Origin of the sequence: Arenibacter aquaticus, from assembly GCF_003957295.1 — a bacterium.
In the GTDB taxonomy this organism is placed as follows: Bacteria; Bacteroidota; Bacteroidia; order Flavobacteriales; family Flavobacteriaceae; genus Arenibacter; species Arenibacter aquaticus.
On the sequence record NZ_RQPJ01000021.1, the window covers coordinates 468,243 to 489,156 of the forward strand.

Here is a 20,914-nt window from a genome sequence, read left to right on the forward strand (position 1 = left end):
GAAGGCTTGGAGAATGTCCTTTATTCCTTTAATTCCTATAAAATGATGCTTACATTTGTGGCTTCAAAATAATATCATATGCTGGTTTGGGGGTCTTTTATTTGTTTGATTTTTATATTTTTAGCCTTGGATCTTGGGGTTTTTCACAAAAATGAACATGTCATAAAATCCAAGGAAGCTGGTATATGGACCGCTATATGGGTAACTGTTGCCTTAAGTTTTAGTGCGGTTATTTATTGGCTGTTTGCCAGTGGTATCATAGACAATCCCACAGGACTTACTCCCAAGGGTGCTGTTCTTAAATATATTACCGGGTACCTTATAGAACTTTCCCTGAGCGTGGACAACGTATTTGTGATCGCCGTAATATTTTCGGCTTTCAAGATTCCTCCCATTTACCAACACAGGGTGTTATTTTGGGGGATTTTAGGAGCCATTGTATTTAGGGCCTTAATGATTGTGTTCGGTGTTGCCCTAATAACCAAATTTGAATGGATTATTTATGTTTTTGGAGTCTTCCTACTGTATACGGCCTTTAAAATGCTCAGGTCCGACGACGATACTTTTGACCCGAAAAAATCCATGGTTTTTCGGAATATAAAAAAATTATATCCCATTACCACAGCAATAAAAGGACACGATTTTTTTGTAAAACGTATGGGGGTTACCGCTGCTACTCCCCTTTTTGTTGCCTTGGTGGTTATAGAATTAACCGATATATTATTTGCCTTGGATAGTATTCCCGCTATTTTGGCCATTACCGCCGACCCATTTATTGTTTTTAGCTCTAATATTTTAGCTATTCTGGGGCTGCGTTCCATGTATTTCCTTATTTCAAGAATGCTGGAAAAATTTAGGTATATTAATTATAGTCTAGTAGTTATATTGGCCTTTGTAGGGTTAAAAATGTTGTTCTCTCATCATATTGAGATTCCTGAATGGGTTTCATTGTCAGTAATATCAATGTCTTTGGTAGCTGGTATTGTTTCCTCCCTTTTAATTCCACAATCCGAAGTTTCTGAGGGTGTCTAATTATTTTTGTTTACTACTTTTTGATTAATGATGTTCAAGGCATCCTCAATGGTATGTATTTGATCCATGTCACTGTTTTCTAGTCTAATTCCAAAGGCATCTTCCACATCCAGAACAATATCTACCATATTGGCGGAGTTTATGTTCAATTCATTGATTAGATTGCTTTCTTTGGAAATAGCCTCTTTTGGCACATCTTCCGGTAGGTATACAGTGACTATTTCCTTTACTTTTTTAAACTGCTCTTTTTTATCCATCATCCGTTTTTTTATATGATTTAAAGATAACACAGGCATTTACATCACCAAAGCCAAAACTTGCCTTTGCCGTGACATTTGGCTTATAGGCTATTGTTTTTAGGGGTATTCTGGAGGGGTGGCACAATTTTGTGATCTCTGGGTGTAGGGGATCACAGTTTATATTGCCAAAAACCACCTCTTGTTGGAACTGTAGTAGGGAGGCTACGCATTCTATACTACCCGAAGCCGCCAAACAGTGTCCGGTTATACCTTTTGTAGAGTTTATAAGCGGAAAATCTTTGCCATATCTGTCCAAGGTTTCGGCCCAATTCGCAATTTCTTCAACGTCTTTTGAGGTGGCGGTCAAATGTCCGTTAATAACATCCACTTCCTCTTTTTTTATCTTGGCGTCAAATAGGGCATCCAAGATGCAACGTTGAACGGCTTCGCGGTTGGGGGCTGTCATGCTGCCACTACCCCGTTGCCCTCCACTGTTGACCGCACCTCCCAAAACTTCTGCGTAAATGTAAGCGCCCCTTTCCAAAGCACTGGACAGGGATTCTAGGACCAAGGCCCCTGCCCCGCTTCCCGGAACAAATCCCGAGGCATTTTTGCTCATGGGCCTACTTCCCATATGAGGGCTATCATTATAGGAAGAAGGTAGTATGCGCATGGCATCAAAACCTCCCCAGATATAGGGGCCGCTATCATTACAACTTCCTACCAGCATTCTATAGGCCTTTCCACACCTAATACGTTCCATTCCCATAATTACCGCTTCTGTACCAGTGGCACATGCCGAGGAGTTGGAGGTCACCTGGTTACCACATCCTAAAATACCGGCTAAATAGGCACTTATGCCACTGGCCATGGTCTGCATAACACTATTGCTGCCCAATCGGCGGCAATTATGGTTGTCTATTAACTGAATAGCTTCCTTTAATTTATCTACTCCCAATAAACCTGTGCCAAATACAATGCCGCTATCCCAAGAGGGTTCTAATCTATCTGCCTTTTGTAAACCCGCATCCATCCAGGCATCGGTACCTGCCAAGACCCCGTAGACGATACCACTGGAGTTTAACCCTTTAAGTTGTAGCGGGGTGAAATAATTTTCCATTAAGGCTGTGGACACTGAAGGTTTTCCTGCTATCTGACAACCAAAGTCCAGATCGGCCAATTCTTGCTGAAAGCGTATTCCGCTATTGCCGTTGTACAAAGCATTATAAAAATTGGTTAAACCCACCCCATTTGGAGCACATACGCCAAGCCCGGTAACAACAACTCTATTATTCATTGTTTTTTTCTTTTAACATCCCGGACAATATGCCTGTACAGACCACTGCCCCTTTCTTATTATGCATCTTTACGGAACATTTTAATTTATTAAACCGGAAATAGATTTTAGAGGAGGTAACCGTAACAGTTTCCAAGGGATAAACCGGTAATAAAAATTGCATTTCCGAACTACTAAGGGCGATTTGCATTTCTTGAATATTTGTTCCCTCCTTCTGCAATAAATAAATTCCCAAGCATACTAAACCAATTTGTGCACAACACTCTGTTAGTATTGCCCCAGGTGTTACAGGATTATTTTTAAAATGGCCTGGGTAGAAAGACTCGTTTTTATTAAATGTATAGTTGCCTACGATTGAATTCTCGGTTACCGACTCAATGTTATCAACAAAGAGAAAAGGATCCGTGTATGGCAATTTTTTGATTATTCTATCTACCATCAGCCTATAATATAATTATTGTTTTAATTAATGCCACATCTTTAAACTGCAGCTTGAGAGGGATTTAAATCTATTATTACCACTCCAACAATATCCGTTGTGCCGAAAAACCAGGTCCAAAACTCAACATTAGGCCTTGGTCACTTTTCGGAATTGGTTTATCCAAAAATCGCTCCAGTACATACAGTACGGTTGCGCTGCTCATATTTCCGTAAAGGCACAATGTTTCGCGCGTATCATCTATATTTTTGCCCAACTCGCCAAACAGCCCTTCTATGGTCTCAACAATTTTCTTTCCCCCAGGATGAAAAATTAAATGATCAACCTCTTCAATGGAACTGTTGAAACGCTTTAAAAAGGGATGGATTATTTTGGGGAAATGTTCAGCGATAGTCTGTGGCACCATGGGATCCAAAATCATTTTTAGGCCAGAATTGGTCAAATCAAAACCCATCATATGGGTTGCATTGTAAAAATGGTACATCCCCTCCCCTACTATTTTAGGCCCTTTGGCCTCCTTTTCAGAAGACAGCAGAACACAAGAGGCGCCATCGCCAAATATCGCGGCACTTACCATATTGGCCATGGAAAAATCATTGAGTTGAAAGGTTGCGGTTGGACTCTCAACAGCAACGATTGCAGCTCTTTTTTCTGGGTTGGATCTTAAAAAGTTAGAGGCGTATATTAGGCCAGAAATACCTGCTGCACACCCCATTTCTGTGACGGGCAAACGTACAATGTCCTGTCTCAGGTTTAAATCGTTTATTAAATAGGCATCCAGTGAAGGGATCATGATGCCAGTACAGCTTACTGTAATGATATAGTCCAAACTTTCTGGTTGCCATTCGCTTTTTAAAAGGGCCTTTTCCATGGCTTTTTTGCCCAATTTTTTAATTTCACGGATGTAAACATTGTTTTTCTCCTCAAAGGAGGTAACGCCAAATACGGCCTCGGGGCTCATTATACTATAACGCTTATTTACAGCGGCACCCTCAAAAATTTTAAGGACCTTACGCTGAAACCTACTATCCTGGTCCTTTAGCCAATTCTGAACAAAGGGTAATATATCCTTGGTCTCCCTAGAGAAATTGGGCAATGCCTTGGCAGCGGTTACTATCCTGACGTTATTCATAAGTTACTTTATTCTGCTGTTTACGTATTATCCATAGGTATCTAAACGCCCATTTCCATTTTATTTCATGAATATGGCTGGGTACTGATTTTGAAAAAGCAACCAAATCCGTTTTGGTAAATGATCTTTTTATCGAAATTAATCCATCTTTTTTAGCAATATTCGTTTTTATAAAAATAAGGCTAAAGAGAATGAAAAGGTAGTAGGATGCCTTACTTCTTTGTAAATCATTGATAATTGTTGCCAATCTACTAAGTTTTGTAAATTGATCTATAAATATGGGTATTTCACTTGATTTAAAATGATGCAGGGTCAAGGTGCACAATAAAATATCACATTGTAGCCCCATTTCATCCACATCTAAAATATTGCACAATTTAAATTGTATGTTATGGTAATCCTTTGAAGCTTCCTTGGCCAATTCAATAGACTTGGAATTTATGTCGATACCCACTAGCTTTAAAACGACAGCCTTGTTTTTAAAGTGAAGAGCTATTTCCCGTAACATAGCCCCATCCCCACAACCCATGTCCAAAATGGTGTAGCTATTTCTGGGATATTTTTTCATTATTCTTTTAATAGCCTTGATGGTAATGGAAAAGCCGAGAAGTACCTTGTTTACCTTATTAATATCGGCATATATTTTTTTTAATAGCAATGGGTCCATTTTGGGACTATCCATAGCTTCGGGCTCGGTACTACGTTCTTTGAAATTCATTGGCTTGGATTATTGGACCATGGGTATTCTTTATCAATTTTTTTAATATATATGGGGAACGGGCCATGGCCCCCATGGCATAATTGGATAACTTTTCATGTGTTATAAGCTGTTGTAATTGCCTACCCACCCACAATCTTTGTCTAAACATAGCTTGCCAGCTGCTTTGGTACTCCCGTTCCAATTTGTGTCGATCAAAGGATGCAATTTTAAAGAAACTATGTGTTATTTCTGAGGCAATTTTAGCACTGTGTATGGCCATGGCCATGCCATTTCCACATAACGGATGAATAAGCCCGGCCGTATCACCACACATGAGTATGTGGTTTTCAACGGGCTTTTTTTTACAAAAGGAAATCTGCCCAATGGCCAGGGGTCTATCAAATAACATTTTGGCGCCCTGTAAAAAACTGTTCAAGAAAGGGTTTTTCCTAATTACATTATGTTCAAAACTTACCATATCACCTTCCTCTTTAAAACTGTTGTAATTGACCAAATAACAAAAATTAACGGATCCACTCTCTATTTTGGATAATCCGCCATAGCCTCCCTTAAAATTGTGGATAGCCACCAAATCATCCGGAAATGAATCCATTTTATAATGGGCCTTTACACCCAGCCAAGGCGACTTCTTGTAGATAAAGTCGCGCTTCAGCTGCTTGTCCAAACTTCCTCTTTTGCCGTAGGCGCCAATGACAATTTTACCTTTGAATATTTTTCCTGATTCTGTTGATACTTTAAATTCGTCTTTATCATAGGAGATATTGGTAACCTGTTCATGTAAAACAGTAGTATCCAAGGTAAGGGCCTTTTTATATAGCAAATGATCAAAGGTGTATCTACTAATACCAAGTCCACCTAGGGGTAATTTGGAACGCAAAGTTTTTCCTTTGGCAGTACTCACCAAAAGTTTATTTAACCCACAGGTTTTGGGCAAGGAAACCCCTAGGAACTCCAAATAGGGGACCACTTCATTGGAAATATATTCGCCACAGACCTTATGGTTAGGGTATTCTCGACTTTCAAAAAGAATCACATTGTAATTTTCCTTTCTCAGGTGCAAAGCGGCAGTTAAACCCGCTAGTCCGCCCCCAACAATTATGACATCAAATGATTCCATTACTAAAAGGTACAGAAAATAAACAAAAAACCCGACGGATTGCGTCGGGTTTTAAGAATCTTTACAATGTTGTTTTTATTGTTTCGCCTTTTGAATGGCCTCCTGCCGTAGTTCTTCATTGGCCACGATGGCCAGCTCTACTCTACGGTTTTTTGCCTTTCCTTCCGCGGTAGCATTATCAGCCTTGGGCTGGTTCTCGCCATACCATGCAGTTGTTAATCTGCTACCTGAAATACCATGTGTAATGAGGTAATTGGTGACAGACTGTGCACGTTGTTTGGAGAGGTTCATATTGTAATCTTCTGGTCCGGCGCTATCGGTATGGCCCTCCACCAAAATATTGGTGTCTGGATACTCCTTTAAGATCCCCACCAAGTTATCCAGTGTGGTCGCAGAGGTTCCCTTAACGTCAGATTTATTGGTGTCAAAATAAACACCGGCATCCTCGTTAAAGGTAACGTTGATTCCTTCACCAATCCTAGTGACCTCTGCCCCAGGGATTTCTTCCTCAATACGTTCTGCCTGGCGATCCATTCTGTCGCCAATATAACCCCCGGCAACTCCCCCTACCACGGCACCAATTATTGCGCCTAAAGCGGTATTATTGCCTTTTCCAACGTTGTTGCCTATGACTCCCCCAACAACAGCACCACCGGCAGCGCCCGTAGCAGCTCCCCTTTGTTTGTTGTTGGTGTTTTTAATTGCCTGACAACTACTAAAGGTGACCAAAACCATTAAAATTGATAAACTACTTACTATTATTTTTTTCATCTCTTTTATTATTTAATTAATGCAATTGTTATTTCATGTCCTCGCTAATACTGTTGGCAAACCCATATTTAGAAACTATATGTGGCCTCCCCCATCTAAAATGAAAATTTTGCCTTACTCTATTTTAGAAAATTCGTATACAACGGTCACCGGATCTCCCTCTACCTGTACTTTTGAAGTTAGTTTCATATATTGTTCGGTCAGAGCCTCTATATCCAATCTATAGCCCAAACCTCCGGAGATGTCCTTATATTTCTCGTTGATAAACTTAAATTGAAGTTGACTGGACATGCCTTCCCTGTCTACAACGGACCAGCGGATAAAGCGTTCATCGCCATTGCAATTGGTAGCATCGGTCAACATATAGCTACCTGTGCTATTGTTGTTTCTAAAAAACCAACTACTGCCTTCAAAACAACTGGCATCGGCATCATTGAAGAGAACAGAAGAAAACTTCCCCGAGCTTCCTTCGTAGGAAACATTGTTTAAGACCCAATTGCCATTAATAATACTCCGGTCCTGTCTGGCCGACTTGGAAACCGAACAGGATATTACCAATCCAGTGGTAATCAACACTAAGAACAAAAACTTTTTTAAATACATATTTTTCATATTTAATATTCCTTTTTATATACGTGCCATAGCTAAAAAAAGTATGAGCCGAAACCAAAATAATCTTAACCTATTTGCTAAGATGTTATGGCACAGAACTATGACATAATTGTTTATGGTCAAAATTACCTTATTGCTTGTGCGCCGTTTTGCTGCAATACAAATATTTTTAACCTAAGAGGTTATGTTGACATTCCAGGGTGGAGAATTTAAATGTGAAAAGGCTCAATGGGAAAAGCTATAAAGAAAACAAGGGAAAGCAGTGCTTTCCCTTGTGCATTAACAGTCAAAAAACTCTAATTTTAACCAACAAACAGACTGTTAAAAAACCAACTTTAAATCAACAATAATATCATATTATAGAGATCAATTTTTATTTTAGAAAATGTGTGCAAGATAGAGCGGTATTCGGCTCGATATTCCTCATGTTTGTTTACATAATATGTATCACATTCCATATCCTCGCACTCGTGAATGTTTACCATGGAATTTTTGTATCTGTAGAGAACTGCAAGTTGTAATTTGTTGTCCAGTGCCAATTCCTTTAAGCTAGTTACCATGTCTTGGGCCTCTGGTAGTTTCTTGGCTATGTTGACCAAAAGTTCCAGTTCTTCTCCGGTACTCACCAAATGTTGTATCCAATTATTGAGCTCCAGCGCATTTTTTCTGGCAATTAGCTTGTTGTCTGAATCATGTTCATAAAATACCTGCATAGCTTATAACAATATATCAGAGTTAATGGTGTTGTGCTGCTGTTCTACATTGGAAACCTGAAGGGTCTGTTCCCCATTTCTAAATTCCCAAATTATATCATCTCCTTTGGCATACCCCATTACGGCCGCACCCATGGGGGTTAAGATAGAAATCTTACTGTTTTTAAAATCGCCCAATGAAGGAATTACCAACTGAAATGTTTTGGACCAACCGTTGCCTGCCGAGATGGTCACCATGGAATTAAAGCGAATAACATCCTTTGGCATTTCTTCTTCACTGTAAACGATGGCCGACTTCAGTTCTTCGGTTAGTTTTTTGATTGAATTCTTATAGGTATTATCCGTATAAAACCCGGATACATTTACCAATTGCTTTAACAGTACAAATTCCTTTTTTTCCAGCACTAAATTTCCGTACTTCATAAATTTATTTTTTTCAATTATTTATGGGAAAATCCCTCGTTGCAAATAGGCTTTTTCAATCCGTTCTATTGCGATGATATAGGCGGCAGTTCTCATGTCCCCGTCCCTATTCTCAGCGGTTTCATAGACTTTTTCAAAGACCTCCTTCATTTTCTTTTCCAATTTGGCCAATACCTCGTCCATTTGCCATAGTTCCCCGTTTCTATTTTGGAGCCATTCAAAATAACTGCCGATAACTCCACCAGAATTGCATAGTATATCTGGTATAATCCCAACACCATTTGCCAGTAATATCTCCTCCCCTTCTACGTCCGTTGGCCCATTAGCTCCTTCTGCGATAAGAAAGGCTTTTATTTTGCCAGCGTTTCCAGCTGTGATTTGATTTCCCAAGGCGGCAGGTACACAGATATCACAGTCCAATTCAAAAAAACAATCGTTGCTTATGGCTTGTGATAGTGGATAGTCTACGATGCTTCCTTTGTTTTGTTGCATATAATGGAACAATTTGGACACTTCTATACCCTGTTGGTTTGTTATACTGCCATTGGCATCCTGTACCCCAACCAATCTAGCTCCTTCCTTTTCTAGGAAATGTGCAGTCCAATATCCTACGTTACCAAATCCTTGAACTATAAACCGCTTATTCTTTAAGGCTATTTTTTTCTTTTGTGCCCACAGTTTGATGTTAAGAAAAACACCGTACCCAGTAGCTCTGTCCCTTCCTTCCGATCCACCAGAACCCAAAGGCTTTCCAGTTACCACATGTTGGTTTTTTGATCTTTCCGCCGGGGATTTTGTAGACATATAAGTATCTACGATCCACGCCATTGTTTGTGCATTGGTATTTACATCTGGAGCTGGAATATCATGCTCAGGGCCAATATTGTCACCCAGGGCATACGTAAAACGCCTAGTAATCCGCTCCAATTCTGCATTGGAATATTTTGAAGGGTCTATTTGAATTCCCCCTTTTGCTCCCCCATACGGTAACCCGGCCAAAGAGGTTTTCCAGGTCATCCACATAGCCAAGGCTTTTGCAGCATCTATATCTACCGTTGGATGATAACGCAGTCCGCCTTTATAAGGGCCTAATGCGTTGTTGTGTTGCACCCGGTATCCGGTAAAGACTTCAACATCACCATTGTCCATCTTTACTGGAAAATGGATGAGTAGTTCGTTATTGGTAATGCTCAGTATTTTTCTAATGTTGCTATTCAGTTCAATGATATCGGCCGCATGGTTAAATTGACGCATAACGTTCTCCAGCATGCCTTGTTTTAATGGCAATTTTGATTGTGTTAACATATAATTCAATTTAGATTAAGCTTGCTTCGGCTTTTATATTTAAATCATTTTTTTGGTGCATAGCACCAGAATCGGCCATATGAAATTCATTACAACTCCATATGCGATTTTTGTTTTTAGTAAGCACGCAAGACTTATAATACTTACAACTTGGGCATAGGCTAACATAATTTCTCATAGCGATATAATTAAGAAATATACCTATGGCAAGTAGGATGCCAAAAAACAAAAGAAAGTTTAGAATTATTTTTAACAATCTAACAATCAGATAATTAAAGGTAATTTTCTATACTGGAAGTTTATTGTTTAAATGGGAGGATTTCCCCAGCTGGGGCGTTATTCCCCAGCTAGGAAAATGAGGCGGAAATCATTTTATTTTTTGCCGTAGTGTTTTGCGGTCTATCTGTAATATTTCGGCCGCTTTGGTTTTATTGTGCCCGGTTGCCTCCAGTACTTTTAGGATATACCGTTTTTCCACTTCGTGTAAGGGCAGCATGGTGTCTTCCGGAAAATCTATTTTGTATTTTAGGTTGTTGGGTAATTGATCTATTTCAATTTTTTTGTCGCACATAATGACGGCTCTTTGAACAACATTTTCCAACTCCCTTATGTTTCCTGGCCAGTTATAGCGTTTCAATAATTCCATGGCGCTGGCAGAAATGGAAATAAGTTGGTCTTTGTACTCTACACCGTATTTTAATAGAAATTTGTCTACCAGTGCTGGAATATCTTCTTTCCGGTCCCTCAAGGGCGGTACTTCAATATCCACCACCGTTAAGCGGTAGTATAAATCCTCCCTAAATATTTTTTTCTTTACAAGGGACAATAGGTTATTGTTGGTTGCGGCAATGACTCGAATATCAATTTTCTCGACTTTTTGAGAGCCTACTTTTACCACTTCCTTTTCCTGAAGGGCCCTTAATAGCTTGGATTGTACAGCAGCGGAAGCGTTGCCTATTTCATCCAAAAAAAGCGTACCTTTATTGGCTGCCTGAAAAAAACCATTGCGGTTTTCGTTAGCGCCTGTGAAGGCTCCTTTGGTATAGCCAAATAATTCTGCTTCCAATAAATTTTCAGGTATGGCACCACAATTAACCGCAATGAACGGAGCCCTCGAATACTTTCCCATATAGTGTATGGCCCGGGCAACCAATTCTTTTCCGGTACCACTTTCCCCGTTTATCAAAACCGTGGCCTTATTGTCCCTAACCCGGTCTATTATTTCCGTAACCTTCTTAAGGGCTTGGGAGCTGCCTATTAATTCTCCATAGGCCTCTGGTTTATCCAATTTATTTTTTAAGGTCTTATTTGGGCTAATTTGGTGATGTATCCTACCCGAAAATGATTTTAGGACAGCATTCTTTAATTCCTCCTTGGTAAAAGGTTTTACCAGATAGTCAATGGCGCCAGATTTTATCACGCTAAGTGCATCGTCTACAGAGGGATAACCTGTAACCACTAATTTAGGCAACTGTGGATAATGCTCGGATACGTATTTAATTAATTGCAGTCCGTCTACATCGGGCATTTTTAAGTCTGTAATCAATAGATCTATCTTAGAATCTTTCAGTATAGCCAGAGCCTCTTTTACGGATACAGCCTTATAAGAATGGTAATTAAAGGATTGAAGGTGCCTATGGATAAGCTCCAAAATATTTATATCGTCATCTACAATCAATACATTCTCTTTATTTAATCCCATAGCCTTAAATTTTCGGAAAATCAATAGTAAATATAGTTCCTTTGGGGGTATTGGATCGGAACTTTATCATCCCTTTATGGCTTTTAATAATACCATGTACCACACTAAGTCCCAATCCAGAGCCCTCTCCTACAGGCTTGGTGCTAAAAAAAGGTTCAAAAATCCTGTCTTTTATTTTTGAAGAAACCCCGGGACCTTGATCTGTTATGCTGATACTTACCTGTTTCTTTTCTTCCTTAACGGAAATTGTTATTCTACCCTTTACGGGTGAAAAATAAATGGCATTGAGCACTAGGTTAAAGATTACCTGGGTAAGCTGTATGGTGTCTACCCTTAGAAAGACCTCTGGATTACTAAAATCCAGTTGGTGAATGATCTTCTTTTTCTTTAAACTGGGTTCCATGAGGTGCAAGGCGCTCGTAATTATAGGGTTAATATTTACCAGGGACATCTGTTGTGGCATTTCGCAGGCAAAAAACATAAGCTTTTTTACCACCTCTCTAGAGAATATGGCGCTATTTATAATCTTGTCAAGATCTTGAACGGCCTGTGTGTCTTCCATGATCCTACTTTTCAGTAATTCAGCAAACCCTAAAATATTGGCCAATGGTGTATTTAGCTCATGAGCTATTCCGGCAGTAATTTCTCCCAGTATCCCAAGTCGGTCTGCCCGTTCCATCTTTCGTTTGATAATTATTTCATTGTCTTTAATCTGTTTTCTTTCCAAAAGGTTCCCTATTTCCAAGCACACGTTCTGCAGCAATTTTTTTTCTTCCCTTAAAAAATCGGACGCGGAGTATTTGTCGTTGGGATATGCCACCTGTACTATTCCTGCTTTTTTGTTGAATACTTTTATGCCCGACTCCAGGCAAATGGGATTTTTTGGAAAATTGGAAGTTACTATGGTGTAGCCACTGGCATCTAACTTTACCTGTGCATCCTTATTATATCGCCAGGCTTTCTGTAGGCAGTGTAGAATGCCCTTAAGGGCGTCTTCTATTTGGTTGTAATCGCAATTTACAATTATGGAGGTTACCTCATATAAACAGGTGAGCTCCTTAATGCGTTCGTTTAACTTTTCTTCTGCTGAAATCATCTATCTATAATTTTTAATAGGATAACAACTTAATAAGTTCTTCCTCAAAACGGTTTTTGGGGAGGTAATGGTCTTCTAGGTTTTTGGCAAATGGTATAGGTGTTTCCAAACTTCCCACTCGCTTTACAGGAGCGTCCAAATATTGAAAACAGTTCTCCATTACCATGGCCGAAATATCGCTGGCAATACTACCAAATAGACTGTCTTCCTGTAGTATAATTAATTTTCCGGTCTTTTTCACGGAATCGTAAACAGCCTTTATATCCAAGGGTTGCAATGTTCTAAGATCCAAAAGGTCTGCTTTTATGTGGGGATTTTTCCCTAAGGTGTCCAGGGCCCAATGCACTCCCAGGCCGTAGGAGACAATGGTAACCTCTGTCCCATGGCGTAACAGGGCGGCTTTTCCAAAGGGTGTAGTGAAGTAATCTGTGGGGACGTCTTGGTATACACTTCTATAGAGACCTTTGTGTTCAAAAAATAGTACGGGATTTGGATCATTTATGGCAGTAGCCAATAGGCCCTTGGCGTCTATGGGAAAAGCAGGGTAAACCACTTTTAATCCCGGTGTTTTTGTAAACCAAGCCTCATTGGTCTGTGAATGAAATGGTCCTGCTCCCACCCCTGCTCCACAAGGCATTCTAATCACTACATCTGCATGTTCCCCCCAGCGATAGTGGATCTTGGCCAAATAATTTACAATTGGATTAAATCCGGTACTGGCGAAATCTGCAAATTGCATTTCCATAACCGACTTCATTCCGTTAATAGATAATCCCATGGCGGTGGAAACAACGGCCGATTCACATATTGGCGTGTTCCGTACCCTTTCTTTGCCAAAGCGGTCTACAAAACCATCTGTTATTTTGAATACTCCGCCATATTCGGCAATATCCTGACCCATAAGTACTAGATGCCCATGTTTTTCCATAGATTGTCTCAACCCTTGGGAAATGGCATCCACCATTCTTATGTTTTCTTTTTCCTCGCCAGCATGGTGATCTGTATAGTCGAACGCTTTGTAAACATCGTATAGTTCCCTCTTTTCATCAAAGACTATATCCTGTTCCTCAGAGGCTTTTTTTAGGTTGAAATCAATTTCAGAATATATTTCATTCCTAAAAGTTGTTATGAGATCGGGGGTAAGAATATTTTGGTCCACCAAAAATTTTTCGAAATTAACCAATGGATCTTTTTCAGACCAGGTATCCAGCAATTCCGTCGGCACATATTTGGTGCCACTGGCCTCCTCATGCCCCCGCACTCTAAAAGTTTTGAATTCGATTAGTACCGGTCTAGGGTTTTTGCGAATGCTTTTACATAGTTCATCTACTTTTGAAAACACTTCCAAAATATTGTTCCCGTCCACTATGTGCGACTCCATCCCATAACCAACCCCTTTCTGAGCCAAATCTGTACATTTATATTGCTCGGAGGTAGGAGTGGACAAGCCATAGCCGTTATTCTCTATACAGAACAATACCGGCAAATCCCATACAGCTGCAATATTCATGGCTTCATGAAAATCTCCTTCACTGGTACCGCCTTCACCCGTAAAAACAGCAGTTACCCTATTTCTGTTATTTAGGACATCTGCAAGAGCAATGCCATCTGCTACCCCCAATTGTGGTCCCAAATGGGAAATCATTCCAATTATCCTGTATTCCTGACTTCCGAAATGGAAACTTCTATCCCGACCTTTGGTGAAACCACTCCCCTTTCCCTGCCACTGGGCAAACAATCGGTGTAAGGGAATGTTCCTAGTGGTGAAAACTCCCAAATTACGGTGCATGGGCAAAACATACTCGTTTTTTCTCAAGGCACTGGTCACCCCTACGGATATGGCCTCCTGACCAATTCCGCTGAACCATTTGCTAATTTTTCCCTGGCGTAAGAGAATTAACATTTTCTCTTCTATTAAACGGGGTTTTAGCATACGCTGATAAAGCTGTAATTGCATAGCCTTATCTACACTATCTGCTCTGTATTGCATGTTATGTTTTTCTGCTTTTTCTATATAATATTGCATAAATGTAACAAAAGGCAAAAACAAAGTAGCATATAATGGCAATAAGATTGTCTTTATATTATTAACTTTGGTTTATCTAAAAATGTAAGACGATGAGTGCAATACCCAGTGTAAATCTAGAAGATTTTATATCCGGCGATCCAACAAGAAAGAAAAAATTTATAAAAGAAATTGGCAGTGCTTTTGAGAATATTGGTTTTGTGGCACTTAGCGGTCACTTTTTATCTGAAAAATTAGTTGGTGATCTGTATTCTGAAATCAAAAAATTCTTTGATCTACCCCAGGAGACCAAGGATAAATATGAAATTGAAGGTATTGGTGGGCAACGTGGGTACACCTCTTTTGGAAAGGAGCATGCCAAAGGCAGAAAAGAGGGCGATTTAAAAGAATTTTGGCACTTTGGACAGTATGTTGAAAATGATCCCGAATTGGAAAAGGCATACCCTTCAAATGTTCAGGTGGCGGAGTTGGACTATTTTAATGAAGTGGGTAAGGAGACCTATAAAATGCTGGAAAAGACAGCCCAATATGTATTAAGGGCCCTGGCCTTACATTTAGAATTGGAAGAAACCTATTTTGACGAGTATATTAAGAACGGAAATTCCATATTAAGACCTATTCACTATCCTCCAATTACCCATGAGCCCAAAAATGCCGTTAGAGCTGCGGCCCATGGGGATATTAATTTAATAACCTTGCTTATGGGAGCCCATGGAAAGGGACTACAGGTAAGAAACCATGAGGGAGAATGGGTAGATGCCATAGCCAAACCGGATCAACTTATGATCAATGTGGGCGATATGCTATCTCGCTTAACCAACAACAAACTAAAATCGACCATACATCAAGTGGTAAATCCACCAAAAGAATTGTGGGGAACCTCTAGATATTCCGTGCCGTTTTTCATGCACCCCATTAGTGAGATGCCACTAAATTGTTTGGACAATTGTGTGGATGAAGAACATCCAAAACAATTTGAGGACATCACTGCAGGGGAGTTTTTACACGAGCGGCTGATTGAGTTGGGACTCATTAAAAAATAGGCATAATCCAATTTTTTATAGAGTTCATGTGCCTTGGGACCTATGTGCCCAAATTAGTTAACATATAATACAGAACACTATGAAAAAAATTATGTTGCCCGCGGTGGTATTGGTAGTAATGGCATTTAGCCTGGTAGACACTACCCTGACCAATGCCGAAAGAAAGTTTGCTATTGACGAATTGAATAAAACACACGATCGTTTTACCAGTACGTTGGACGGATTAAGTAAGGAACAACTGAATTATAAGGTCGTGGCTGACTCCTGGTCTATTGCCGAATGTGCAGAGCACCTGGCTATTTCAGAGAACTCAATATTTGACATGTTGATGCAGTCATTAAATACAGAGGCCGATCCCTCTAGGAGGGATGAAGTTAAGTTGCCAGATGAACAGATTATTGCTATGATAGTAGATCGGAGTAATAAGGTGAAGACTAGCAAGGCTTTTGAGCCTTCCGGTAAATACGGGAGCTTTGAGGAAACAGTAGAAGAATTTAAATCCAAGAGGAAGGAACATATTGAGTATGTTAAGACAACCCAGGATGATTTAAGAAACCGTTATCAACAATTTCCGTTCGGGACAATTGATTCCTATCAAATGGTTCTATTTATGTCGGCTCATACGGAACGGCATATTCGGCAAATGGAAGAAATAAAGGAAGACCCTGGCTTTCCCAAGTCATAGTAATATAATAGCAACAATGATTAACCCATCAGTATAAATCCGTAAATGGATAGGATGGGTTTCTTTTTTTAATGTATGGAGCCTATATTAGCACAATAAAATAAGATTATAATGGACTTAAAAGATCAATTACAAAATCTATTTCCCGATCATCAGCCGTCTGAAGAAGAAAAAACTACAAAAAAGAGTGATATATGGCTGCAGGACGAGCCTATAATATGTAAGTACGAAAAAAGAAAAGGGAAACCTATCACCATCTTGGAAGGTTATAACGGAGCAGAAAAGGATTTTAAGAAATTGGCCAAGGAATTAAAGACCAAACTTAGTGTAGGTGGCACCTTTAAAAACGATTCCATTATTATCCAAGGGGATTATAGGGATAAAATCATGAAAATACTACAAGACAAAGGATTCAAGGTAAAACGGGTTGGAGGTTAGATTTTTGTTAATTATTTTTGGTTTTTAAGAGAAAACACTACATTTATTAGTCACAACCTAAACCACCAAAGACAATGAGTTCCCAATTACACATAACGAACGGTGATGTACTCACCGAAAAATTAAGGACCCTAAATTTACAGGGTGATATCATTACCTGGCGCGAAATGTTGTGCGAGGGTAAGACTGAAACCAACGTGGGGAGTGAATCTTTTTGGAAAACTAGATTCGAGTTTTTAAATAAAAACTATAAAATCTCCAAATCTTGGTTTATAGATAAAACCTTAAAAGAATACCGTACCCTTTGTAGTCACAAACAAGAGGACCACATAGTGTTGTGGTTTGAAAATGATCTTTTTGATCAAATAAATATGTTGGCGGTTATTAGTTGGTTAAAGAGCCATAGGCCCTATGCCCAAATTTCCTTGGTTAGCGGTGATGAGGAGGTTAAAACTGATAATTTATTGGGATTAGGCAGTTTAAATGACGATCAATTGCGAAAAGTATTCAATAATCGTACGCTTTTAACCCAAGATGATGTGGAATACGCGGATTATGTTTGGCAACTGTATTGTAGTGACAACCCTATTAGATTAGAAAATTTGAAAGACTTTGACAGTTTTCAATTTGCCCATCTTTCTGGGGCCATAGAAGCCCATTTATTGCGTTTTCCTACCATTAAAAACGGACTTAATGCGGTAGAAAATAATATTCTGAAGTTGGCCGTTGATACCAAGCCTAAAACAAAGTTGGCTTTAATGAACGCCGTATTGAACAATCAAGGAGTTTACGGCTTTGGAGATACACAGTATGAAAGGGTGATAACCAAATTAAAACCTCTTTTCTCCAATTTTAACCCCGTAAGGCTTTCTAAAAAAGGGAAGGAAATTTTAGAGGGGAAAACCAGCTACTATTCCTGTATACAAGAAAATGACGCTTATTTGGGAGGTGCCTTGAAATATAATTTCCTTTACAATTCCGAAACAAATCGCATCCTAAAATTATAGAATGAATTTTGGTTCATCCGAGCTTATCCTTAATGCTGATGGAAGCATTTACCACCTTAATTTATTACCTGAAGATATAGCAGATACCGTTATCACCGTTGGTGATCCAGACCGGGTTAAATTGGTGTCCCAACATTTTGACCATGTTGAGCTAAAAAAAGGCAAGCGCGAATTTATTACACATACTGGGCGTATAAATAACAAGCGCATAAGTGTGATATCCACAGGTATAGGTACAGACAATATTGATATTGTATTAAATGAGTTGGACGCCCTGGTCAATATAGATCTTAAAACAAGGTCTATTAGGGACAAGAAGACTAGCTTGGATATTGTACGTATTGGTACCTCTGGAGCAATTCAGCCCGATATCCCAGTGGATTCTTTTATATTGAGCGAATACGCCATGGGGCTGGATAGCCTGTTGCATTTTTATGACAGTCGGCACATTCAACATATGGAGATCCAAAAGGCATTTCTGGAGAATAGCAATTGGTTTGGTGGGCTATCAGATCCCTATGTGGTTCAATGTGATGCTTCCCTTGCAGGCCGCTTTAATTCCAGCACGATGCAATTGGGTTTTACCGCTACTAATGTAGGTTTTTACGGTCCGCAAGGAAGAAGCTTGCGACTTGGCTTAGGGGATGCCGAATTGAATGACAAATTAGCCAGATTTAGATATGGTGACCTAAGGATAACCAATCTGGAAATGGAAACCTCAGGGATATATGGACTGGCAAAATTATTAGGGCATAGAGCGGTAAGCCTTAATGCCATAGTAGCTAACAGGGCAACAACAGAGTTCTCCAATAATCCCAACAAGCATATAGACAAGTTAATTGCTTATACTCTGGAGAGGATAGTAAATGCCTAAGGGTATCAGTAAAATCAATTAATAGAAAAGTTTTGAAAAAAGTAAAAATAATAGGCGTTCCGGAACACTTTAATTTTCCATGGCATTTGGCCATTGAAGAAGGGGCTTTTGAAGCTCGAGGAATAGATTTGCAATGGGAGGATATTCCGGAAGGCACAGGTAAAATGGCCAGTCTATTGGAGGAAGGTAAAACAGATCTGGCCATCATTCTTACAGAGGGTTTAGTAAAGAGTATATCAGAAGGTAATCCTTCTAAAATTGTTCAGGAATACATAGCTACCCCTTTATTTTGGGGTATACATGTGGCTGCCAAAAGTAATTATACAGAACTAGGGGATCTGAAGAATAAGGTTGCTGCCATAAGCAGATTTGGAAGTGGCAGTCACCTTATGGCCTTTGTCAATGCCAAGAACAATGGTTGGGATACCCAAGACCTAAAATTTGAAGTAGTCAATAATTTAGAAGGCGCTATTTCTGCGTTGACGGATGGAAGAGCCGATTATTTTATGTGGGAGCGCTTTACCACCAAGCCGCTGGTTGATCAAGGCGTTTTTAGAAGAATAACAGATTGCCCTACTCCATGGCCGTGTTTTGTGGTTGCGGCAACAGATAGATTCATAGCCAAAAACCCAGGCACCCTATCCCATATCTTGGAAGTAATTAATATTTATACCTCCGATTTTAAATTAATACCCAGTATAGACAGGAGTTTGTCCATAAATTACAATCAGCAGCTACAAGATATACAACACTGGTTGAGCTTAACAGAATGGGGCCAGAGCAATATAAAAGCAAAAACTCTGGAACAGGTCCAAAACACCTTATTGGATCTAAATCTCCTAGAAAAGAAATTAGCGGTAGCCAATCTAGTATACTCTACAAGAGAATAAAGATATCCGTTAATAAGCGCGTCTTTGGGAAGAATTAGGATTCGTAGAAATAAGTTTGGATTATTTTCCTGAAATTTATATCGGATAAAGGTTTGTGCAAACATTCTTTAACCCTAGGGTTGGAAAGTGCTTTGTAGGTTACTTCTTCACAGGCATTGGCGGTTAGTACTGCAATGATGATCTTTTCTTTTTCCTCTTGTCTAAAAAGGATGTTAAAGGCTTCCAGGAACTGCCAACCGTTCATTATGGGCATCTCTATATCCAAGATTACCAAAAAACTACCTTTTTCTATATCGTCAATATTGGCTTCAATGAAGTCTAATGCCCTGTGCCCATCCATTACGGTATCTATTTCTAGATCGGGAATAAGTTTCTTTAAAAAAAGTCTATTTAACATATTGGTAGTGCCATCATCATCTACCAATAATACCCTTTCTAATTTTATAGAATTCATTAACCTTTTATTGTTTTAAACTAAAAGTAGTTTTTTTATTTGAAATATAAATTTTAACAAAAAATACAAATATAAATTTACTTGCTCGTTCATAGATGCTTTTAAGTAAAAATCTTGTGATTTTTAATGTGAATGAAATGTTAAAAAACAACTATTGACTTGTGTAATTTTAAAACTGGATAATACTTAGTCCTAAAATTAGGAATAAAATCTATTTACCATAGAATAGGGCTCTTGCCATTATCGGACAAAATTTTGTTGGTGCTGCTAAAATGCCTGTTACCAAACCAATACCCTCTATTGGCACTCAAAGGGGAAGGGTGACCAGAGCTTAAAATATGATGTTTATTGACATTGATCAACCTGGATTTCTTTTTTGCAAACCCTCCCCATAATAAGAAAATCAGATTTTGTTGTTCTTGGGAGAGCTTTTGGATAAGGGTATCGGTAAATGTCTCCCACCCTTGCTTCTGGTGGCTACCGGCTTGGTTGGCCCTAACGGTTAGGGTAGCGTTGAGCAAAAGCACCCCCTGCTCTGCCCATGGTTTTAAGTTACCACTGCTAGGGTATGCCTTTTTTATATCGCTTTCCAATTCCTTAAAAATATTGGTCAAGGAGGGTGGATGGGACACTCCTTCATTTACCGAAAAGCAAAGCCCATTGGCCTGTTTGGGACCGTGATATGGATCCTGACCTATAATAACCACCTTTGTTTCTTCTAAAGGACAATGTTGCAATGCAGCAAAGACGTCTGCCTTCTTTGGGTAACACTGGTGCTGGCTGTATTCCTGTGTTACATAAGATTGTAGGTTTTTAAAGTAGGGTTTGTCTAACTCCGGAAGTATAAGGGATTGCCAGCTCTTTGGTATGGTAAATATGGGGTCAGATCGCATAAATT

The 20,914-nt window shown here is 39.4% G+C and carries 23 protein-coding genes; 7 read left to right on the forward strand and 16 right to left on the reverse strand.

Annotation, left to right across the window (positions count from 1 at the left end; all coding sequences use genetic code 11):
• Window positions 1-78 precede the first annotated feature (78 nt).
• Complete coding sequence (locus tag EHW67_RS17895) at window positions 79-1,032, forward strand: TerC family protein (protein ID WP_126163757.1); 954 nt, start codon at window positions 79-81, stop codon at window positions 1,030-1,032.
• Here the strand turns inward: EHW67_RS17895 and EHW67_RS17900 are convergent.
• From EHW67_RS17900 to EHW67_RS17965, 14 genes are all read right to left on the reverse strand, one after another.
• The gene (locus EHW67_RS17900) at window positions 1,029-1,292 is read right to left on the reverse strand and encodes an acyl carrier protein (protein WP_238389981.1); all 264 of its coding nucleotides are present in this window, start codon (window positions 1,290-1,292) and stop codon (window positions 1,029-1,031) included. The genes EHW67_RS17895 and EHW67_RS17900 overlap by 4 nt on opposite strands.
• The gene (locus EHW67_RS17905; RefSeq protein WP_126163758.1) at window positions 1,282-2,568 is read right to left on the reverse strand and encodes a beta-ketoacyl-[acyl-carrier-protein] synthase family protein; all 1,287 of its coding nucleotides are present in this window, start codon (window positions 2,566-2,568) and stop codon (window positions 1,282-1,284) included. The genes EHW67_RS17900 and EHW67_RS17905 overlap by 11 nt, the downstream gene beginning before the upstream one ends.
• Window positions 2,561-3,007 (reverse strand): 3-hydroxyacyl-ACP dehydratase FabZ family protein, encoded by a 447-nt coding sequence (locus tag EHW67_RS17910; RefSeq protein ID WP_202912006.1) that lies wholly within the window; start codon window positions 3,005-3,007, stop codon window positions 2,561-2,563. The genes EHW67_RS17905 and EHW67_RS17910 overlap by 8 nt, the downstream gene beginning before the upstream one ends.
• A gap of 76 nt (window positions 3,008-3,083) precedes the next feature.
• Window positions 3,084-4,139 (reverse strand): type III polyketide synthase, encoded by a 1,056-nt coding sequence (locus EHW67_RS17915; protein ID WP_126163760.1) that lies wholly within the window; start codon window positions 4,137-4,139, stop codon window positions 3,084-3,086.
• On the reverse strand, window positions 4,132-4,857 hold the full coding sequence (locus EHW67_RS17920; RefSeq protein WP_126163761.1) for a methyltransferase domain-containing protein: 726 nt from the start codon (window positions 4,855-4,857) through the stop codon (window positions 4,132-4,134). Before EHW67_RS17920 ends, EHW67_RS17915 begins: the two co-directional genes overlap by 8 nt.
• Window positions 4,838-5,977, reverse strand: a complete 1,140-nt coding sequence (locus EHW67_RS17925; protein ID WP_126163762.1) for an NAD(P)/FAD-dependent oxidoreductase — start codon at window positions 5,975-5,977, stop codon at window positions 4,838-4,840. Before EHW67_RS17925 ends, EHW67_RS17920 begins: the two co-directional genes overlap by 20 nt.
• A gap of 75 nt (window positions 5,978-6,052) precedes the next feature.
• Window positions 6,053-6,748: an OmpA family protein gene (locus EHW67_RS17930; RefSeq protein WP_238389982.1), complete on the reverse strand. Its 696-nt coding sequence runs from the start codon at window positions 6,746-6,748 to the stop codon at window positions 6,053-6,055.
• A 114-nt stretch (window positions 6,749-6,862) separates the two neighbouring features.
• On the reverse strand, window positions 6,863-7,360 hold the full coding sequence (locus tag EHW67_RS17935) for a lipocalin family protein (RefSeq protein WP_238389983.1): 498 nt from the start codon (window positions 7,358-7,360) through the stop codon (window positions 6,863-6,865).
• Between the two features lie 335 nt (window positions 7,361-7,695).
• Window positions 7,696-8,073, reverse strand: a complete 378-nt coding sequence (locus EHW67_RS17940; protein WP_126163764.1) for a hypothetical protein — start codon at window positions 8,071-8,073, stop codon at window positions 7,696-7,698.
• Between the two features lie 3 nt (window positions 8,074-8,076).
• Window positions 8,077-8,496: a GreA/GreB family elongation factor gene (locus tag EHW67_RS17945; protein WP_126163765.1), complete on the reverse strand. Its 420-nt coding sequence runs from the start codon at window positions 8,494-8,496 to the stop codon at window positions 8,077-8,079.
• Window positions 8,497-8,517: 21 nt separating this feature from the next.
• A complete protein-coding gene (locus EHW67_RS17950; protein WP_126163766.1) occupies window positions 8,518-9,801 on the reverse strand; it encodes a Glu/Leu/Phe/Val family dehydrogenase in 1,284 nt (427 codons plus the stop codon).
• A gap of 367 nt (window positions 9,802-10,168) precedes the next feature.
• Entirely contained in the window at window positions 10,169-11,503 is a 1,335-nt protein-coding gene (locus tag EHW67_RS17955) for a sigma-54-dependent transcriptional regulator (protein WP_126163767.1), read from the reverse strand.
• Window positions 11,504-11,507: 4 nt separating this feature from the next.
• On the reverse strand, window positions 11,508-12,599 hold the full coding sequence (locus EHW67_RS17960) for a sensor histidine kinase (protein WP_126163768.1): 1,092 nt from the start codon (window positions 12,597-12,599) through the stop codon (window positions 11,508-11,510).
• Window positions 12,600-12,612: 13 nt separating this feature from the next.
• The gene (locus EHW67_RS17965; RefSeq protein WP_238389984.1) at window positions 12,613-14,589 is read right to left on the reverse strand and encodes an alpha-ketoacid dehydrogenase subunit alpha/beta; all 1,977 of its coding nucleotides are present in this window, start codon (window positions 14,587-14,589) and stop codon (window positions 12,613-12,615) included.
• A gap of 128 nt (window positions 14,590-14,717) precedes the next feature.
• Here EHW67_RS17965 and EHW67_RS17970 point away from each other — a divergent pair, with 128 nt between their 5' ends.
• The 6 genes from EHW67_RS17970 to EHW67_RS17995 all read left to right on the forward strand — a co-directional run bounded on the left by EHW67_RS17970 (window position 14,718) and on the right by EHW67_RS17995 (window position 19,562).
• Window positions 14,718-15,668: an isopenicillin N synthase family dioxygenase gene (locus EHW67_RS17970; protein WP_126163769.1), complete on the forward strand. Its 951-nt coding sequence runs from the start codon at window positions 14,718-14,720 to the stop codon at window positions 15,666-15,668.
• Window positions 15,669-15,747: 79 nt separating this feature from the next.
• On the forward strand, window positions 15,748-16,353 hold the full coding sequence (locus EHW67_RS17975; protein ID WP_126163770.1) for a DinB family protein: 606 nt from the start codon (window positions 15,748-15,750) through the stop codon (window positions 16,351-16,353).
• 111 nt (window positions 16,354-16,464) lie between these two features.
• The gene (locus EHW67_RS17980) at window positions 16,465-16,791 is read left to right on the forward strand and encodes a translation initiation factor (RefSeq protein WP_126163771.1); all 327 of its coding nucleotides are present in this window, start codon (window positions 16,465-16,467) and stop codon (window positions 16,789-16,791) included.
• A gap of 74 nt (window positions 16,792-16,865) precedes the next feature.
• Window positions 16,866-17,798, forward strand: coding sequence for a DUF1835 domain-containing protein (locus EHW67_RS17985; RefSeq protein ID WP_126163772.1), 933 nt, complete (start codon window positions 16,866-16,868; stop codon window positions 17,796-17,798).
• 1 nt (window position 17,799) lies between these two features.
• Complete coding sequence (locus tag EHW67_RS17990) at window positions 17,800-18,672, forward strand: nucleoside phosphorylase (RefSeq protein WP_126163773.1); 873 nt, start codon at window positions 17,800-17,802, stop codon at window positions 18,670-18,672.
• 32 nt (window positions 18,673-18,704) lie between these two features.
• A complete protein-coding gene (locus EHW67_RS17995) occupies window positions 18,705-19,562 on the forward strand; it encodes a substrate-binding domain-containing protein (RefSeq protein WP_126163774.1) in 858 nt (285 codons plus the stop codon).
• Window positions 19,563-19,596: 34 nt separating this feature from the next.
• On the opposite strand, the gene EHW67_RS18000 is transcribed toward EHW67_RS17995, so the two are convergent.
• On the reverse strand, window positions 19,597-20,016 hold the full coding sequence (locus tag EHW67_RS18000) for a response regulator (protein WP_126163775.1): 420 nt from the start codon (window positions 20,014-20,016) through the stop codon (window positions 19,597-19,599).
• A gap of 215 nt (window positions 20,017-20,231) precedes the next feature.
• Window positions 20,232-20,909, reverse strand: a complete 678-nt coding sequence (locus tag EHW67_RS18005) for a uracil-DNA glycosylase (protein ID WP_126163776.1) — start codon at window positions 20,907-20,909, stop codon at window positions 20,232-20,234.
• Between the last annotated feature and the right edge of the window lie 5 nt (window positions 20,910-20,914).

Coding starts and splice junctions, on each gene's coding strand:
- EHW67_RS17920 (WP_126163761.1), bottom strand. CDS start 4,857: ATGAATTTCAAAGAACGTAGTACCGAGCCCGAAGCTATGGATAGTCCC.
- EHW67_RS17985 (WP_126163772.1), top strand. CDS start 16,866: ATGAGTTCCCAATTACACATAACGAACGGTGATGTACTCACCGAAAAA.
- EHW67_RS17905 (WP_126163758.1), bottom strand. CDS start 2,568: ATGAATAATAGAGTTGTTGTTACCGGGCTTGGCGTATGTGCTCCAAAT.
- EHW67_RS17990 (WP_126163773.1), top strand. CDS start 17,800: ATGAATTTTGGTTCATCCGAGCTTATCCTTAATGCTGATGGAAGCATT.
- EHW67_RS18000 (WP_126163775.1), bottom strand. CDS start 20,016: ATGAATTCTATAAAATTAGAAAGGGTATTATTGGTAGATGATGATGGC.
- EHW67_RS17930 (WP_238389982.1), bottom strand. CDS start 6,748: ATGAAAAAAATAATAGTAAGTAGTTTATCAATTTTAATGGTTTTGGTC.
- EHW67_RS17935 (WP_238389983.1), bottom strand. CDS start 7,360: ATGAAAAATATGTATTTAAAAAAGTTTTTGTTCTTAGTGTTGATTACC.
- EHW67_RS17965 (WP_238389984.1), bottom strand. CDS start 14,589: ATGCAATACAGAGCAGATAGTGTAGATAAGGCTATGCAATTACAGCTT.
- EHW67_RS17955 (WP_126163767.1), bottom strand. CDS start 11,503: ATGGGATTAAATAAAGAGAATGTATTGATTGTAGATGACGATATAAAT.
- EHW67_RS17945 (WP_126163765.1), bottom strand. CDS start 8,496: ATGAAGTACGGAAATTTAGTGCTGGAAAAAAAGGAATTTGTACTGTTA.
- EHW67_RS17915 (WP_126163760.1), bottom strand. CDS start 4,139: ATGAATAACGTCAGGATAGTAACCGCTGCCAAGGCATTGCCCAATTTC.
- EHW67_RS17895 (WP_126163757.1), top strand. CDS start 79: ATGCTGGTTTGGGGGTCTTTTATTTGTTTGATTTTTATATTTTTAGCC.
- EHW67_RS17910 (WP_202912006.1), bottom strand. CDS start 3,007: ATGGTAGATAGAATAATCAAAAAATTGCCATACACGGATCCTTTTCTC.
- EHW67_RS17940 (WP_126163764.1), bottom strand. CDS start 8,073: ATGCAGGTATTTTATGAACATGATTCAGACAACAAGCTAATTGCCAGA.
- EHW67_RS17925 (WP_126163762.1), bottom strand. CDS start 5,977: ATGGAATCATTTGATGTCATAATTGTTGGGGGCGGACTAGCGGGTTTA.
- EHW67_RS18005 (WP_126163776.1), bottom strand. CDS start 20,909: ATGCGATCTGACCCCATATTTACCATACCAAAGAGCTGGCAATCCCTT.
- EHW67_RS17900 (WP_238389981.1), bottom strand. CDS start 1,292: ATGATGGATAAAAAAGAGCAGTTTAAAAAAGTAAAGGAAATAGTCACT.
- EHW67_RS17960 (WP_126163768.1), bottom strand. CDS start 12,599: ATGATTTCAGCAGAAGAAAAGTTAAACGAACGCATTAAGGAGCTCACC.
- EHW67_RS17975 (WP_126163770.1), top strand. CDS start 15,748: ATGAAAAAAATTATGTTGCCCGCGGTGGTATTGGTAGTAATGGCATTT.
- EHW67_RS17980 (WP_126163771.1), top strand. CDS start 16,465: ATGGACTTAAAAGATCAATTACAAAATCTATTTCCCGATCATCAGCCG.
- EHW67_RS17950 (WP_126163766.1), bottom strand. CDS start 9,801: ATGTTAACACAATCAAAATTGCCATTAAAACAAGGCATGCTGGAGAAC.
- EHW67_RS17970 (WP_126163769.1), top strand. CDS start 14,718: ATGAGTGCAATACCCAGTGTAAATCTAGAAGATTTTATATCCGGCGAT.